This window comes from Frigoribacterium sp. PhB160, assembly GCF_003751785.1.
Lineage (GTDB): Bacteria > Actinomycetota > Actinomycetes > Actinomycetales > Microbacteriaceae > Frigoribacterium.
Genome location: NZ_RKIE01000002.1, coordinates 1 through 15,470 on the forward strand (window position 1 = coordinate 1; position 15,470 = coordinate 15,470).

Sequence of the window (15,470 nt, forward strand, 5' to 3'; positions counted from 1 at the left end):
GATCCGAGAGGCACGACATGAGCGACGACGAACGCTACGACGGAGACCCGTCCACCGCGGTCTACGACACCACCTCCGAGGGGCAGCCGCTTCGCGGTGCCGCCTCCGGGCACGACCACCTGCGCCGCGACGACGCCGTGACTGACCTGGGCGACCAGGTCGGCGCGTACGCCGACATCACCGACCCCGACGCGACGGCGAGCGACTTCAGCGCGACCGCGGCCCCGGTCGTCGAGGAGCACCTCGGGCACGACCACACCGGCAACGACGCCGGCACCGGCACCGGCGCCGCCGACACCGCGAAGGCCAAGGCCGGCGCAGCGAAGGACGAGGCGGCCGGCGTCGCGGACGACGCGAAGTCCGCGGCCTCCGACGTCGCGGGCAGTGCCAAGGAGCAGGTCTCCAAGGTCGCTTCCGAGGCCGGCGGCCAGGCCAAGCAGCTCTTCGGCCAGGCGACGGGCGAGCTCAAGGAGCAGGCCGGCGCCCAACAGGAGAAGGCCGCGGCAGGCCTCCGCCAGGTCGGCGACCAGCTCGGCTCGATGGCCGACTCCGCCGACAGCGGCATCGCGGGCGAGCTGGTCCGCAACCTGTCCGGTCGCGCCCACGGCGTCGCCGGTTGGCTCGAGGGTCGCGACCCGGGCAGCCTGCTCGACGACGTGAAGTCGTACGCGGCGCGCAAGCCCGGCACGTTCATCGCCATCGCCGCGGTCTCCGGCCTGCTCGCCGGACGCGTCGTCAAGTCGCTGACGGCCGAGGCCGGGGACGAGCACGCCGCCACGACCGGAGACGCCGGAGGTGCGGCGGGCCGGCCCGCGCCTCCTGCGTCCCCGCCCCGCGCCGTCCTGCGGCACCGCGCCCGCTGACGGCAGCGTCAGCGGGGCACGCGGGCGAGCAGCTCGCGCAGGCGTGCCCCGCGCGCCGGGTTCAGCTGCTCGACCCACCCGATGCGGCCGAGCACGTGGGCGCGGAAGTCGGGCTCCCCGCCCCGGTCCTGCGCCTCGAGCCCGGTCGACGCGGCGTTGTGCAGCATCGCCCGCAGCCGGTCGTAGGAGGCGCGGGTCACGTTCGTCCCGGAGTTCACGACGATCCCCGTCACCGTCTGCCGCGTCGCCGCGCCCCGCACGCGCGTCTTGTGCGGGTTGAGCTCGTGCCCCTCGTCGGCGACGATCCGGCCGACGCCCCGCACGAACGCGTCGGCGCGGGCGGCGACCTCCTGGCCGCCGCTGAACGACAGGTCGTCGGCGTAGCGGGTGTAGCGGGCGCCCGCGGCGGCGGCCCATCCGGCGAGGCGCGAGTCGAGCCTCCTCATCGCCAGGTTGGCCAGGGCCGGCGAGGTCGGGGCGCCCTGCGCCAGGTGCGGCACGGCGAGCGCGCGGCGGAGGGCGACCCGCTCGTCGAGCTCGCCTCCCGGCGGCATCGCCGAGAGCACGGCGGCCGGCACGGCGTTCGTGCAGAGCCCGACGAGCAGGTGCGCGACGGGCTCGGGCAGCCCCTCGCGCCGGAGCGCCCCGTAGGCCTGCGTCGCCGTGACCCGCGCGAAGAACGAGCGCAGGTCGAGCGCGACGACGACCTCGCTGCCCTGGTGCACCGCCGCGCCCGTGACGGCGCTGCGACCCGGCACGAAGCCGTGCGCCGCGTCGTGCACGGGCGCCCCCGCCAGCACGCGGTCGAGGACGACGCGCTGCAGGTCGCGCAGCCGGAACCCGGGCACCTCGAGGAGGCGCGGGGTACGCCCCGGCCTCGCCCGCCACTCGTAGCGGTGGTGCTGCAGCGGGCCGCTCGGGTGCCGTCGGTTCCACAGCCGCGTGTCCGCGAACCACTCGAGCTCGCCGATCGTCAGGCCGAGCAGGGCGGCGAGGTCACCGACGCCGCGGAGCTCGGGTCGGCCGTCGGGGGCACCGGCACCGGCATCGTCGGTCTCGGTCCGGCCGGGCGCGACGACGCCGGGGTGGACGACGCGCAGCGCGCGCCGTTCGGTCCGGGCGCGCTCCCGGCCCCGGCCGAGGGCCCCGCTCCGGTCGACGACGACGGCGAGCAGCCGCGCCTCGTCGCGGGGCGGCCGGGGGAAGCGTCGGAGCACCTCGTGCGCCAGCCCCGGCAGCCAGCGGGCGTCGACGTCGCCCGGCTCGAGCCCCAGCGCGTCGGAGGCGGCGGTCACGAGACCGGGCTCGGTCCAGTCGGCGTCCGCGACGGCCAGCAGGGCCAGTGCGAGACCGCGCGCGACGGCGTCGGGCGCTCCGGTCACGCGGCCGCGACCTCGAGGTCGACGGCGAGCGTGCGAGAGCGGTCGGGGACGAGCCCCCGGCCGGGTGCGGGCCCGCCGTCGCCGACGAGCGGGCGGGCCGAGGCGGGCGTGCGGCGACGGGGTGACGACTCGTGCGTCGGTCCGTGCCGCCCGCCGCGCGGAGCGCGGTGACCGGCTCGGGGAGCGGTGCCGTGGTCTGACTGCGTGCCCCGGGGTTGCCCCGGAGAGGACGACCTCACGCGGAGGCCGCCCGCCTCGTCACCCCGTCGTCGCACGGCCACACCGTAGCGGCGCCCCGGCCGTGCCCGCCACCCTCGCGGCCCGCCCTCCGCCCCGCGACGGAGGCGTCGTCGGGCCGGGCACCCGCCCCGCGTCCGCGGAACCGGCGCCCTACGTCCGCCCGAGGTACCGCCCCTGCTTGTGGTTGAGCGCGAGCACGAGGTTGAGCACGACCGCGCCGGCGGCGGAGACGAGCACGACCCAGGGGCTGACGACGGTGAGCGAGACGAGCACGATGACGACGTCGACCACCATCTGCACGTAGCCGGCCCGCCAGCCGAGCTTCTCCTGCAGGATCAGCGCGAGGATGTTGATGCCGCCGAGGCTCGCCCCGTGGCGGAAGAGGATGAGCAGGCCGACGCCGATCAGCAGGTTTCCGCCGAGCGTGCCGTAGACCGGGTTGATCTGCCCGATGCCGAGGGCCAACGGGTGCAGGTACGAGAAGGCCGACACCATCGCGACCGTGAGCACGGTGCGGAGCGTGAAGGCGAGCCCCTTCTTCCACAGCGCGAGCGCGAAGAACGGCACGTTCACGAGCAGGAAGAGCAGCCCGAACGACACGGGCGTCGCGTAGCTGATCAGCAGCGCGAGGCCGGCGGTGCCGCCCGAGACGGCGCCGCTCTCCTTCAGCAGGAACAGCCCGAAGGAGGCGATGAACACCCCGGTGATCACGCCCATCACGTTCTCGGCGAGCGTGTGCCGGTTCGCGTCGGCGGTCGCGGCGACCTCGGTCAGGGCCGGGTCGTCGACGAGCGGGGTCGCCGTGTCGGGCGACAGCGCGGCGTCGGGCCCGGTCGACCCGGGCGTCGAGTACGTCGGCGTCGAGCCGGTCGGACCGGCGGTGCCGGTCGGGCTGGGGGAGGAGGCGGGCCGGGCGACAGGGGTGGCGTCGCGCGTGCCGTCGTTCGCGGGGGTGTCGGTCACCGAGACATCTTGTCAGTGCTCACGAGGGCGTGGGGCGAGGGGCGCGAGGTGGGCAGGGCTCTCCTCCGACGACGATCGGATCACGACTGATATGTGCGGTGTCACGCACCATGGCGACGGGTGCGCTCCGGCACCTAACGGCCCCGCGCCTCCGGTCGATAGTCACTCCTGAGCAGCTCAGGACGAGCGCTCACCTGCCCCACGGACGGCGGCGGGAGACACAGACCTAGGACGGGCCGATGATCATCGTCACGCGACTCAACGACAGCAGATTCGCTGTCAACCCCGACTTGATCGAGCGCATCCACGAGACGCCCGACACGACGCTGATCATGGTCGACGGGGCGAAGTACATCGTCACCGAGCCCATGGCCCAGGTGATCGAGATGATCGCCCGCTACCGCGCCCGCATCGTCTCGCTCGCCTACGACGAGCCGCAGGCGACGGCCCCGGCCACGCAGCCCCTCGGCGGCCGCACCTCGACCGGTCCCCAGCTCGGCATCGTCCGCGGCTCCGGAGGCGGCGGTCGCGTCTCGCCCTTCCCGACCGGCCCGCAGCCCACCGCGGCCGCCAACAACACCGCGGCCGCCGGCAGCACCGTCACGACGTCCTCCCCGCTCACCACGAGCCCGGCGGAGGTGCGCTGATGGATCCGGCGACGATCATCGGCATCCTCCTCGCGTTCGGTGCCCTCTTCGGCATGATCAAGCTCGAGGGCGTCCACGTCGAGGGCCTGCTGCTGCCCGCGCCGATGCTGCTCGTCTTCGGCGCGACGATCGCGGTCGGCATCGCCGGCACGACGATCAAGGACGCGATGCTGAGCTTCAAGAAGATCCCGCGTGCCTTCACCGGCAAGGTCATCCCGCCGCAGTCGGTCATCGACGAGATCGTGGCGCTCGCCGAGAAGGCCCGCAGCGAGGGCCTGCTCTCGCTCGAGGCCGAGGCGGAGAAGACCGACGACGAGTTCATGAAGGGCGCGCTGCAGAACATCGCCGACGGCACCGACGGCGAAGAGCTCCGCATCCTGCTCGAGGACGAGATGGAGTCGCGCCTCGCCGCCGACCGCGTCGCGAGCAAGTTCTTCAACAGCCTCGGCGGCTACGCCCCCACCGTCGGCATCATCGGCACCGTCGTGAGCCTCACCCACGTGCTCGAGAACCTGGCCTCGCCCGACGAGCTCGGCCCGCTGATCGCCGCCGCGTTCGTCGCGACCCTCTGGGGCCTGCTCAGCGCCAACTTCCTCTGGCTGCCGTTCGCCGGCCGCCTCAAGAAGCTGGCCGACCTCGACGAGGCGCGCATGACGCTGCTGATCGAGGGCGTGCTCGCGGTCCAGGCCGGCAGCCAGCCGCGCCTCCTCGGCGAGCGCCTCAAGGCCATGGTGCCGACGCACGCCCTCGTCGACGGCAAGGGCGGCAAGGGCGGCAAGCCGGGCAAGGGCGCGAAGGTCGGCGCCGGCGCCGACGACCAGGGGCTGGCAGCGTGAGCGGCAGCCGCGGCGGCCGGAAGAAGAAGGGGCACGCCGAGGAGGAGCACCCCGACGAGCGCTGGCTCGCCTCGTACATGGACATGGTCACCGTGCTGATGTGCATGTTCATCGTGTTGTTCGCCATGTCGAGCGTCGACCAGGACAAGTACATCGCCCTCCGCAACAGCCTCGCGACCGGCTTCGGGCAGACCGACGTCGGCAAGGTCGACACGGCCTCGGGCACGGTCGTCGCCCTCGACGACGTCACCGCCGAGGGCGAGGGCTACTCGACGGGCGACGAGACCGACATGAGCAAGGCCGCGGCGTCGGGCGAGGCGCAGACCGCCGAGCAGGCCGCCGCCGCGACGGCCGCCGCGCAGGCCGAGCTCGACGACCTCACCGCCATCAAGGAGGCCATCGCCGGCAACCTCGAGGGTTCCGGCCTCAGCGCCGACGTGCAGTTCGCGACGGACGCCCGCGGCCTGACCGTGCGGCTCGTCGGCACCGAGACCTTCTTCGGCACGAACAGCGCCGACCTCAGCGGCCAGGCGAAGGCGGTCATGAACGCGATCGCCCCGGTGCTCGCGACCTCGGGCCACGACGTCAGCGTCGAGGGCCACGCCGACCAGCGCAGCTCGACCGCCCCCTTCGCCACGAACTGGGAGCTCTCGTCGGCCCGCGCCACCCAGGTGCTGCGCGACCTGGTCGAGCGCGGCGGCATGGCGGACGAGCACATCCAGGCGGTCGGCTTCGGCTCGTCGCGGCCGCTCGCCACCGGCGGCACCGACGCCGACCTCGCGTCGAACCGCCGCGTCGACATCGTCGTCCTGTCGAACCAGTCCGACGACGTGAGCGCGCTGCTGCCCAGCCTCGAGGCCGCGGCCGAGAGCGCCGGAGGCGCGGTGCCGGCCAGCAGGAACACCACCGCCGAGGCCCCCGCCGCCACCACCGCGGAGGCCTCCACCGAGAAGAAGGCGACCGGGGAGACGACCGGGGAGAAGACGACGGAGAAGAAGAAGGAGAGCAGCAGCCACGACGAGGAGGCGTCCCAGTCCGGGGGGCACTGACGAACCGCTCCTAACGTGCCGGGCGGGCGGGCCGATAGGTCCGTCCGTGACACTCCTCGACCCCGTCCTGACGAGCCCCGCCGCCCCGGCGCCGGTCGTGCCGTCGGCGCGCGCCGCGAAGCAGGTCGAGGTCTACGACTTCCGTCGTCCGACGACGCTCGCCCGCGAGCACTCGCGGGTGCTCGAGCTCGCGTTCGAGACCTTCGCGCGCCAGTGGGGCACGCAGCTCACGGCCAAGGTGCGCGTCCTCTCGCAGGTCACCTGCGAGCAGGTGCAGATGCTCACCTACGACGAGTTCGCCTCCTCGCTGCCGCCGACCACGGCCATGGTGCTCTGCCCCCTCGCGGGCGTCGGCCCGAAGGCCGTCGTGCAGTTCCCGACCTCGGCCGCCCTCGGCTGGGTCAGCCACATGCTGGGCGCCGCCAAGCCGGCCGTCAGCCCCGAGCGCACCTTCACGCCCGTCGAGCAGGCCCTCGTCCGCCGCCTCATGGAGGACGCCCTCGACGACCTGCGCTACTCCTTCGGCTCGCTGCTCGTCGACGCCATCTCGGTCGGCGGCTTCCAGTACAACTCGCAGTTCGCCCAGGCCGCGCAGAAGTCCGACCTGATGATCGTCGCGTCGTTCGAGATCCGCGTCGGCGAGCGCGCCGCCCTCGGCACCGTGGCGATCCCCGCCGAGGTGCTGCTGCCCCAGCTCGGCGAGTCGAACCCCACGGTCGACTCCTCCGACGCCCGCCAGCTGCTCGGCGCCCAGCTCGCCACGGTCCCGGTCGGGGTCGCGCTGCAGCTCACGCCCGCGACGGTCCGCCCGAGCGTCGTGCTCGGCCTCGCCGTCGGCGACCTCCTGCCCCTGCCGCACCCGCAGTCGCGCCCGCTCGAGATCACCGTCGACGGCCAGGTCGTCGGCCGTGCCGCGGTCGGCGCCAACGGCTCGCGCCTCGCGGGCATCGTCGTCTCCACGTCCCTCACCGGCACCGAAGAAGGAACCTCATGACCGGCACCATCACCCTGCACTCCGCCGCGGCGGACGCGCTCGTCACGGCGCTGCCCACCCCGTCGCCCCTGCGGGCCGTGCCGCTCGAGGCCTCCCTCGCGCAGGGTCGCCGCAGCGCCGCGTCGACGGTCGTCACGACCTCGTTCGTCGGCTCGGTCTCGGCCGACACGGCGCTCGTGCTCGTCGACATGGACCAGCTCACCGCCGCCGCCGGCACCGACTCGCCCCTCGTCTCGATCAACGACGTCCTGCGTCCCGCCCTCGAGGCCGCGACCGGCGTCCTCGGCGCGGGCGTGCTCGGCGAGAGCCGTCGCGAGCCGGCCGACGCGCTGCTCGCCGACCCCGACACGATCGTCTTCGACCTCACCGCCGCGGGTCAGCCGGCCGGCTGGTTCGCGATCCGCATCCGCGAGAACGGGACCGTCGGCGCCGACCCGGCCCGCGCCTCCTCGTCGCCCCTCTTCGACTCGATCGCCGGCAACCTCAGCCGCATCAACAACGTCGAGATGGCGCTGACGGTCGAGATCGGCCGCACCCGCATGTCGGTGCGCGACGTGCTCGGCCTCGAGCCCGGCGCCGTCATCGAGCTCGACCGCTCCGCCGGCGCCCCCGCCGACGTGCTGCTCAACGGCCGCCTCATCGCGCACGGCGAGGTCGTCGTCGTCGACCAGGACTACGCCGTCCGCATCACCAAGATCCTCGACGTCGCCGACGTCGCCTGATCGTGGACACGCTCTTCGTCGCGCTGCGCGTCGCCCTCTCCCTGGGCGTCGTGCTCGCCCTGCTGTGGGTGCTGCAGAAGCGCATCGCGAAGGGCGTCCGTCGCCCCGGCCGGGCCTCGTCGTCCGTCGTCGTGGTCGGCCGCCAGGGCATCGGCGCCAAGGCCAGCGTCGTCGTCGTCGACGTCGAGGGCGAGCGCCTCGTGCTCGGCGTCACCGAGTCGTCGGTCACCGTGCTCACCGCCTCCGAGGCGCCCGTCGAGCCCGCGCTGACCCTCGTCGAGTCGTCGCCGTCGTCCGCCCTCGAGGCGACGACCGCCGTGCCCGTGGCCCCCGAGGCCGCGAAGGAGGCGCGGGTCACCCCGATCGCCCCCCTCGCCGCCCAGCCCGCCCCCCTGGCCGCACCCGCCGCCGTCGTCTCCTTCGACGACGTCCTGGCCGCCCACGCCGCCACCCCCGCCGTCGCACCCTCTGCTGCTGCCGAGCCGGCCGCCGCCCCCGCCGCGCCCGCGCCGGCCGAGCCCGCGCTGCTCCGCCCCCGCGGCGCCGAGCGCCGCACCGCCCGCGCCGCGGCCCCGGCCGCCCCGGCGCCCGTCGCCTACCAGCCCCGCTACGCCCGCCGCGGCGCCGACGCCCTCGCGGCGGCCGCCGTCCGCACGCCCGGCACCGCCCGCGCCGCCGAGACCCGCGCCGGCCGCACCCGCACGGCGTCGTCGTCGCTCGAGGGCTCGATCCTGTCGGCGGGCACCTGGCGCCAGGCGGCGGCGGCCCTGCGCTCCAGGCGCGCCGGATGACCGGCCGCGCCCTGCCCGCCCGCCCTGCCCGCGCCTCCTTCGCCTCCGCCCTCACGGCGCGCGTGCTGCCCACGGTGCGCGACGGCCTCCGCGGCCGCGAGCTCGCCCGGGCGTCGGCCGCGCCGATCCGCCGCAGCACCTACGTCGGCGTCGGCCGCGGCGTCGGCGCCGCCCCCGTCCGCTTCGCCGACACGCGCCTCGCGCGCCTCGTCGTCGTCGGCCTGCTCGCCATGGTCGTCGCGGCCGGTCTCGTCATGCTCATCGGCCAGACGGCCTCGGCCGCGCCCGCCGCCCCCGTCTCGCCGACGGCCCCGGTCGAGCCGACCGTGCCCGGCGACGACGGCGCGACGAGCGGCACCAGCGGCACGACGCCGACCGACTTCGCCGACACGCAGCAGACGCAGACCACCGGCGGCGGCGACGGCGGCCTCAGCATCGACCTCAACGGCCCCGACGGCGCCCCCAGCCAGGCCGTCGTCACGCTGCTGGGCATCACGCTGCTGAGCGTCGCGCCGGCGCTGCTGCTGATGATGACGTCGTTCACCAAGATCTTCGTGGTGCTCGCCATGACCCGCAACGCGCTCGCGCTGCCGTCGATCCCGCCGAACCAGGTGCTGGCGGGCCTCGCCCTGTTCCTCAGCCTGTTCATCATGGGGCCGATCCTCGGGCACATCAACGACGACGCCGTGCAGCCCTACCTGGCCGGGACGCTCGACTTCCAGGGCGCGATCGACGCCGGCGCCGCGCCGCTGCGCGAGTTCATGCTCGCCCACACGCGCCAGGAGGACCTGGCGCTGATCACCCGCTCGGCGAACCAGCCGAACCCCGACACCCAGGCCGACGTGCCGATGCTCACGCTCATCCCGTCGTTCATGATCAGCGAGCTGCGCGCCGCCTTCATCATCGGGTTCGTCATCTTCATCCCGTTCCTCGTCATCGACCTCGTCGTCAGCGCCGCGCTCATGTCGATGGGCATGATGATGCTCCCGCCGGTCATGATCTCGCTGCCCTTCAAGATCCTGCTGTTCGTCCTCGTCGACGGCTGGGGGCTCATCATCAAGAGCCTCATCGAGAGCTACCAGGTAGGTGCCTGACATGGACTCCAACGCCGTCCTCGACCTGTCGATCCAGGCCCTCGTCATCACGGGCAAGCTCGCCGCGCCCGTGCTCATCACGTCGCTCGTCGTCGGCTTCGCCATCTCGCTGCTGCAGTCGATCACCCAGATCCAGGAGGTCACCCTCTCGTTCGTGCCCAAGGCCGTCGCCGTCGCGGTGGCCCTCATCGTCTGCGGGCACTGGATGATCAGCGAGATGGTGACGTTCACCACGACCGTCTTCGACCGCATCCCCCAGCTGCTCAGCGGCGGCTAGGCGACGCGACATGACCTTCGACCTCAGCTGGCTCGAGGCCACGATGCTGGCCGCCGTGCGCATGACCGCGTTCATCGTCATCGCGCCTCCCTTCTCGTACAAGGCCTTCCCCGGCCGCGTGAAGGCGATGCTCGGCGTCGGCCTCGGCATCGCCGTGGCCCCGCGCGTGACGCCCGGCTACGAGTCGCTCGCGACGGGCCAGTTCGTCGTCGCCGTCGTGCTCGAGCTGCTCGTCGGTGCCGTGCTCGGGTTCCTCGTCTTCATCGTGTTCTCGGCGGTGCAGTCGGCCGGCAGCCTGATCGACCTGTTCGGCGGCTTCACGCTCGCGCAGGCGTTCGACCCGCAGTCGATGGTCAACGGCGCCCAGTTCACGCGCCTGTTCCAGATGACGGCGCTCGCGCTGATGTTCGCGAGCGGCGGCTACCAGCTGCTGATCGGCGGGCTGACCCGCTCGTTCGACGCGTTCCCCATCGGCCTCGGCATGGACCTGTCGCGCCCGGTCGAGCTGATGGCGCACGGCGTGGGCCAGATGTTCCTCGCGACGCTGCAGATCGCGGGCCCGCTCGCGGTCGTGCTCTTCCTCGCCGACGTCGGGCTCGGCCTCCTCAGCCGGGTCGCCCCCGCCCTCAACGCCTACGCGATGGGCTTCCCGCTCAAGATCCTCATGACGGTCATGCTCGCGGGCGGCGTCTTCCTCGCCCTGCCCGGCGTCGTCGACGGCCTGACGGGCGACGCCTCCGACATGGTCCTGGGGGTGAGGTAGGCATGGCGGACGACAGCGGCGAGCGCTCCGAGGACGCGACGCAGAAGCGCATGAAGGAGGTCCACTCCAAGGGGCAGCTCTCGCGCTCGCAGGACCTCAGCGCGTGGATCGGCGTCGGCGCGGCCGCCGTCATGATCCCGAGCACCATCCAGCGCGGCGCCGAGGCCGGCACCGACCAGCTCTTCTCGATCGGCCGCGTGATCCGCCACCCCGACGACGTCACCGTCGTGTCGCTGCTCGGCGACGGCGTCGGCTCGATGGCCGCGACGATCGGGCCGATGCTGGCCGTCGTCGGCGTCGCGGTGCTCGTCACCGCGATCGTGCAGGGCGGCGTGCACGTCAAGAAGATGACCGGCAACTGGCAGCAGTTCAACCTGCTGACCGGCCTCAAGACGACCTTCGGCACCCAGGCCCTCTGGAACGGCGCGAAGGCCCTCATCAAGACGACCGTCGTCGGCCTCGTGCTGTGGTTCGCCGTGCAGGGCCTCATGCCCGTGCTGATGAGCGGCGGCGGGCTGAGCGTCTCTGCCCTCCTCGCCGAGGCGGCGGCCGGCACCGGCGTCCTGCTCAAGGCGGCCGTCGCCGCGGGTCTCCTCCTCGCCGTCGCCGACGTCTTCGTCGTCATGCGCCGCAACCGCAAGAAGACCCGCATGACCAAGAAGGAGGTGCGCGACGAGGCCAAGAGCAGCGACGGCGACCCCCTGGTCAAGTCCCAGCGCCGCTCGCGCCAGCTCGCCATGAGCCGCAACCGCATGATGGGCGCGATCGTCGACGCCGACGTGGTGATGGTCAACCCCACCGACTACGCCGTCGCCCTGAAGTACGAGCCCGGCAAGTCGGCGCCCCGCGTCGTCGCGAAGGGCGCGGGCGCGGTCGCCGCCAAGATCCGCGAGCAGGCCGAGTCCGTCGGCGTGCCGCTCGTCCGCGACGTGCCGCTCACCCGGGCCCTGCACGCCTCCTGCGGCCTCGGCGAGGAGATCCCCGTCGACCTCTACACGCCGGTCGCCCGGGTCCTCACCTTCGTGATGGCCCTCAAGGCCCGCGGCTCGTCCGCGGTGGCCGGCACCCACGCCAACCCCCGACCCACCACCCCCGACGAGGTCTCGACCGTGCTCACGCCCGAGTCGCTCGCCGCCGACGCCGTGCCGAAGGCCCTGCGCGTCGCCCGCGGCGGACCGTCGCCGGCCCCGGGTGCGCGCCCCGCGCCTCCCGCCCCCTCGCTCTCCCGCCCCGCCGCCACCGGAGGAACCGCCTGATGAAGAAGACACTCCCCAAGCTCGCCGTGCCGGTCGGCGTCGTCGCGATCGTGCTGCTGCTCGTCGTGCCGGTGCCCGCGCCGATGCTCGACGTGCTGATCATCGTCAACATCCTGCTGGCGCTCGTGATCCTGCTCACGACGCTCTTCGTCAAGAAGCCGCTCGACTTCTCGGTCTTCCCGTCGCTGCTGCTCGTCGCGACGCTCTTCCGCCTCGGCCTCAACGTCGCGTCGACCCGCCTCGTGCTCGGCGAGGGCTACGCCGGCGACGTCATCGCGGCGTTCGGCCACGTCGCGGTCAGCGGCTCGATCATCATCGGCGCGGTCATCTTCTGCATCCTCGTCATCATCCAGTTCGTCGTCGTGACGAAGGGCGCCGAGCGCGTCGCCGAGGTCGGCGCCCGCTTCACCCTCGACGCGATGCCCGGCAAGCAGATGGCGATCGACGCCGACCTCAACGCCGGCCTCATCACCGACGAGGTCGCCAAGCAGCGCCGCGCCGACGTGAGCGCCGAGGCCGACTTCTACGGCGCGATGGACGGCGCCTCGAAGTTCGTCAAGGGCGACGCGATCGCGGGCATCCTCATCATCGTCATCAACCTCGTCGGCGGCGTCGCCATCGGCGCGATCCAGAACGGCATGGAGATCGGCGAGGCCCTCGGCCACTACGGCCTCCTCACCATCGGCGACGGCCTCGTCACCCAGATCCCCGCGCTGCTGATGGCGGTCAGCACCGGCATGATCGTGACCCGCTCGGGCGCCGACAGCGACATGGGCTCGCAGGCGGCGACCCAGCTCGGCCAGTCGCGCATCGCGATCGGCATCGCGGGCGTCGCGGCGATCGGCATGGGGTTCATCCCCGGCATGCCGATCATCCCGTTCCTCGTCATCGGCGCGACGCTGCTGATCATCGCCCAGCGCCTCGGCGCCAAGGCGAAGGCGGAGGAGGCGCAGGCCGAGCTCGAGGCGCTCGCCCAGCCGGCCGCCCCCACCGACACCACCGAGGACCTGCTCGAGCAGATGCGCGTGCACGCCCTCGAGATCCTCCTCGCCCCCGACCTCGTCGACATGGTCAGCGGCGCCTCCGACGACCTGCTCGGCCGGGTCAAGGCGCTGCGGCGCAAGATCGCGGTCGACATGGGCATCGTCGTGCCGCCGGTGCGCACCCGCGACAGCGTCGACCTGCCGCCGTCGACCTACTCGATCCGCATCGCCGGCGTCGAGGCCGGCCGCGGACAGGCCCCGGCGCGCTCGGTGCTGGCGCTCGGCGACCATCTCGACGGCCTGCCCGGCACGGTCACGATCGAGCCCGTCTTCGGCCTCGCCGGCAAGTGGGTGCCCGCCGAGATGCGGCACAGCGCCGAGATGACCGGCGCGACGGTCATCGACCGGGTGTCGGTGCTCGTCACCCACCTCTCGTCGGTGATCGCCGACAACGCCGCCCGTCTCCTCAGCCGCGAGGACGTCCGCGTGCTGACCGAGGGCGTCAAGCAGGTCAACCCGTCGGCGATCGACGACCTCGTGCCCGGCATGCTCTCGCTCGCCGAGCTGCAGCGGGTGCTGCAGGGCCTCCTGTCCGAGCGCATCCCGATCAACGACCTCGGGCGGATCTGCGAGGGCCTGACCCTCCGCGCGAAGGTCTCGACCGACCCCGAGGGGCTCGTCGAGGCGGCCCGCGCGGCCCTCGGCCCCGCCCTCACCGCCCGCTACCTCGACGGCACCGTGCTGCGCGTCATCATGATCGACCCGGGCCTCGAGCAGTCGATGCTCGAGGGGCTGCGCCCGAGCGACCAGGGCACGCAGATCCTGCTCGACGGCCACCGCGTCGAGCAGGTGCTCGGCTCGCTGCGCGACGCGGTCGCCACGGTCGAGGCCCAGGGGCTCAGCGCCGTGCTCGTCTGCGCCCCCGCGCTCCGCCCCGCGATCCACCGCCTGGTGTCCGCGCAGCAGAACGGCCTGCCGGTGCTCTCCTACCAGGAGGCCACCGCCGCCGGGTCGACCATCGAGACCGTCGGCGTCGTCCGCGCCGCCGAGCCGATCGGGGCGATCTGACGTGGCGACGACCATCGTGATGAGCGGCGACTCGATCGAGCAGCTGCGGGCCGACGTGCGCCGCGTCCACGGGCCGGGCGCCCGCATCGTCGGCGCCCAGAAGGTGACCGTCGGCGGCATCGGGGGCCTCCTGGCCCGCAAGCACTACGAGGTCACCGTCGAGGTGCCCGACCCGACCGTCGACGCGCCCGTCGCTCGGGTGACGATCACGCCGCCGGCCTCCCGAGCCGGCATCGCGGCCCTGCTCGCCGACGCCGACGCGGCCGACGGGTGGGACGCGGGGGCGTCCGCCGCCCCCGCCGCCCTGTCCGTCGCCGGGCCGGCCCGCGCCGCCGCGCGCGTCGTGCCGGTCGCGGACTCGCCCGAGATCGCCTCGGCCCGCGACGCCGTCGCCGCCCGCGTCGTCCGCGACGACTTCGACGAGGTGCTCGCCGGGGGATCGGCGGCCTCGCGAGCCGCGGCCCCCGCCGCCGACCGTGCCGTCAGCCCCCGCCGGGCCGCCCGCGCCGCCGCGGCCGCCGCAGCGGGCGCCCCCGACGACGGGGTCGTCTCCGGCCACGCCGACGTCTCCACGCGCACCGGCGCCTTCGCCGACATCATGGACGACCTCACCTTCAACGGGATCGCCGCCGAGCCCGCACCCGTCGCGCACCCGGAGATCGAGGAGGCGCGCCCCGGCCCCCTCAGGAACGCCGCCGAGTTCCTCGCCGCGGCCGCCGCCTCCTCGTCCCCCTCGCGCCTCGCCGACGCGGCTGCCTCCGGCGACCTGGCGGTCGCCCCGAGCGTGCTCCGCGGCGCCGGCGACCTCGTGGTCGTCGTCGGCCGCCCCGGGGACGCGTTCCGCGTCGCGGCGCAGATGGCCTCGTCGTTCGGGCTGCGCTCGGTCGACGTCTCCGACCGCCGCAGCGCGATCCTCGCCCGGGCGACCGGCGTCCACGAGGGCGCCTCGGTCGTGACGGCCCTCGCCTGGGACGACGCCGCGCCCGAGGCCCTGCGCTCGATCGGCGCCGACCAGCTCTGGGTCGCCGTCGACGTCGGCCGCAAGCACGACGACACGTCGCGCTGGGTCGAGGCCGTGCGGGCCGTGCAGCCCGTCGCCGCGGTGGCCGTCGTCGGCGAGGACGACACGGCGACGCCCGGCACCGTGCACCTGCTCGGCGTCCCGGTCGGCTGGCGCGAGCGGTAGCGGCCCGGTTCCCCGGGCGGGGCCCGCGTCGCTAAGCTGGCCCGATGCTGGTGCTGACGCGGAAGATCGGGGAGAGGATCCTCATCGGTGACGACATCGTCATCACCGTGCTCGACTCGCGCGGCGACGGCGTCCGCATCGGCATCGACGCCCCCCGCGGCGTCAAGATCCAGCGCGAAGAGGTCGTCCAGGCCGTGACCGCGGCCAACGTCGAGGCCGCCCGCGCCCCCGACGACGCCGAGGCCCGCCTCCGCGCCGCGCTCGGCGCCCCCGCGCCGGCACCGCGCCCCCGACCCGAGCAGTAGCCCCGGGCCGTTCGCCGCGACGGCACTCGGCGTTCGCTTCGACGCCGCCCG

The 15,470-nt window shown here is 74.0% G+C and carries 16 protein-coding genes; 14 read left to right on the forward strand and 2 right to left on the reverse strand.

Annotation, left to right across the window (positions count from 1 at the left end):
* Positions 1–17 precede the first annotated feature (17 nt).
* Positions 18–863: a hypothetical protein gene (locus EDF38_RS09010; protein ID WP_148061475.1), complete on the forward strand. Its 846-nt coding sequence runs from the start codon at positions 18–20 to the stop codon at positions 861–863.
* 8 nt (positions 864–871) lie between these two features.
* On the opposite strand, the gene EDF38_RS09015 is transcribed toward EDF38_RS09010, so the two are convergent.
* On the reverse strand, positions 872–2,245 hold the full coding sequence (locus tag EDF38_RS09015) for a reverse transcriptase family protein (RefSeq protein ID WP_199734680.1): 1,374 nt from the start codon (positions 2,243–2,245) through the stop codon (positions 872–874).
* A 390-nt stretch (positions 2,246–2,635) separates the two neighbouring features.
* Positions 2,636–3,259: a YitT family protein gene (locus tag EDF38_RS09025; protein ID WP_233572430.1), complete on the reverse strand. Its 624-nt coding sequence runs from the start codon at positions 3,257–3,259 to the stop codon at positions 2,636–2,638.
* Between the two features lie 428 nt (positions 3,260–3,687).
* Between EDF38_RS09025 and EDF38_RS16385 the strand changes: the two genes are divergently transcribed.
* The 13 genes from EDF38_RS16385 to csrA all read left to right on the forward strand — a co-directional run bounded on the left by EDF38_RS16385 (position 3,688) and on the right by csrA (position 15,419).
* A complete protein-coding gene (locus EDF38_RS16385) occupies positions 3,688–4,095 on the forward strand; it encodes a flagellar FlbD family protein (RefSeq protein WP_123355142.1) in 408 nt (135 codons plus the stop codon).
* Entirely contained in the window at positions 4,095–4,931 is an 837-nt protein-coding gene (locus tag EDF38_RS09035) for a motility protein A (protein WP_123355143.1), read from the forward strand. The genes EDF38_RS16385 and EDF38_RS09035 overlap by 1 nt, the downstream gene beginning before the upstream one ends.
* Complete coding sequence (locus EDF38_RS09040) at positions 4,928–5,980, forward strand: flagellar motor protein MotB (RefSeq protein WP_123355144.1); 1,053 nt, start codon at positions 4,928–4,930, stop codon at positions 5,978–5,980. The genes EDF38_RS09035 and EDF38_RS09040 overlap by 4 nt, the downstream gene beginning before the upstream one ends.
* Positions 5,981–6,026: 46 nt before the next feature.
* Complete coding sequence (locus EDF38_RS09045) at positions 6,027–6,974, forward strand: flagellar motor switch protein FliM (protein WP_233572373.1); 948 nt, start codon at positions 6,027–6,029, stop codon at positions 6,972–6,974.
* The gene (gene fliN, locus EDF38_RS09050) at positions 6,971–7,696 is read left to right on the forward strand and encodes a flagellar motor switch protein FliN (RefSeq protein ID WP_123355145.1); all 726 of its coding nucleotides are present in this window, start codon (positions 6,971–6,973) and stop codon (positions 7,694–7,696) included. The genes EDF38_RS09045 and fliN overlap by 4 nt, the downstream gene beginning before the upstream one ends.
* Before the next feature lie 2 nt (positions 7,697–7,698).
* The gene (locus EDF38_RS15885; RefSeq protein WP_158613344.1) at positions 7,699–8,487 is read left to right on the forward strand and encodes a flagellar biosynthetic protein FliO; all 789 of its coding nucleotides are present in this window, start codon (positions 7,699–7,701) and stop codon (positions 8,485–8,487) included.
* 230 nt (positions 8,488–8,717) lie between these two features.
* Positions 8,718–9,581, forward strand: a complete 864-nt coding sequence (fliP, locus tag EDF38_RS09060; RefSeq protein ID WP_233572431.1) for a flagellar type III secretion system pore protein FliP — start codon at positions 8,718–8,720, stop codon at positions 9,579–9,581.
* 1 nt (position 9,582) lies between these two features.
* Positions 9,583–9,858, forward strand: a complete 276-nt coding sequence (fliQ, locus tag EDF38_RS09065) for a flagellar biosynthesis protein FliQ (RefSeq protein WP_123355146.1) — start codon at positions 9,583–9,585, stop codon at positions 9,856–9,858.
* A gap of 10 nt (positions 9,859–9,868) precedes the next feature.
* Positions 9,869–10,621 (forward strand): flagellar biosynthetic protein FliR, encoded by a 753-nt coding sequence (locus EDF38_RS09070; RefSeq protein ID WP_123355147.1) that lies wholly within the window; start codon positions 9,869–9,871, stop codon positions 10,619–10,621.
* Between the two features lie 2 nt (positions 10,622–10,623).
* Positions 10,624–11,877 carry a flagellar biosynthesis protein FlhB gene (locus EDF38_RS09075; RefSeq protein WP_123355148.1) on the forward strand — a complete coding sequence of 418 codons (1,254 nt, stop codon included), beginning with the start codon at positions 10,624–10,626 and terminating at the stop codon, positions 11,875–11,877.
* Positions 11,877–13,928 (forward strand): flagellar biosynthesis protein FlhA, encoded by a 2,052-nt coding sequence (locus tag EDF38_RS09080; RefSeq protein WP_123355149.1) that lies wholly within the window; start codon positions 11,877–11,879, stop codon positions 13,926–13,928. The genes EDF38_RS09075 and EDF38_RS09080 overlap by 1 nt, the downstream gene beginning before the upstream one ends.
* Before the next feature lies 1 nt (position 13,929).
* On the forward strand, positions 13,930–15,114 hold the full coding sequence (locus EDF38_RS09085) for a hypothetical protein (RefSeq protein ID WP_123355150.1): 1,185 nt from the start codon (positions 13,930–13,932) through the stop codon (positions 15,112–15,114).
* A 44-nt stretch (positions 15,115–15,158) separates the two neighbouring features.
* Entirely contained in the window at positions 15,159–15,419 is a 261-nt protein-coding gene (gene csrA / locus EDF38_RS09090) for a carbon storage regulator CsrA (RefSeq protein ID WP_123355151.1), read from the forward strand.
* The last annotated feature ends 51 nt before the right edge of the window (positions 15,420–15,470 follow it).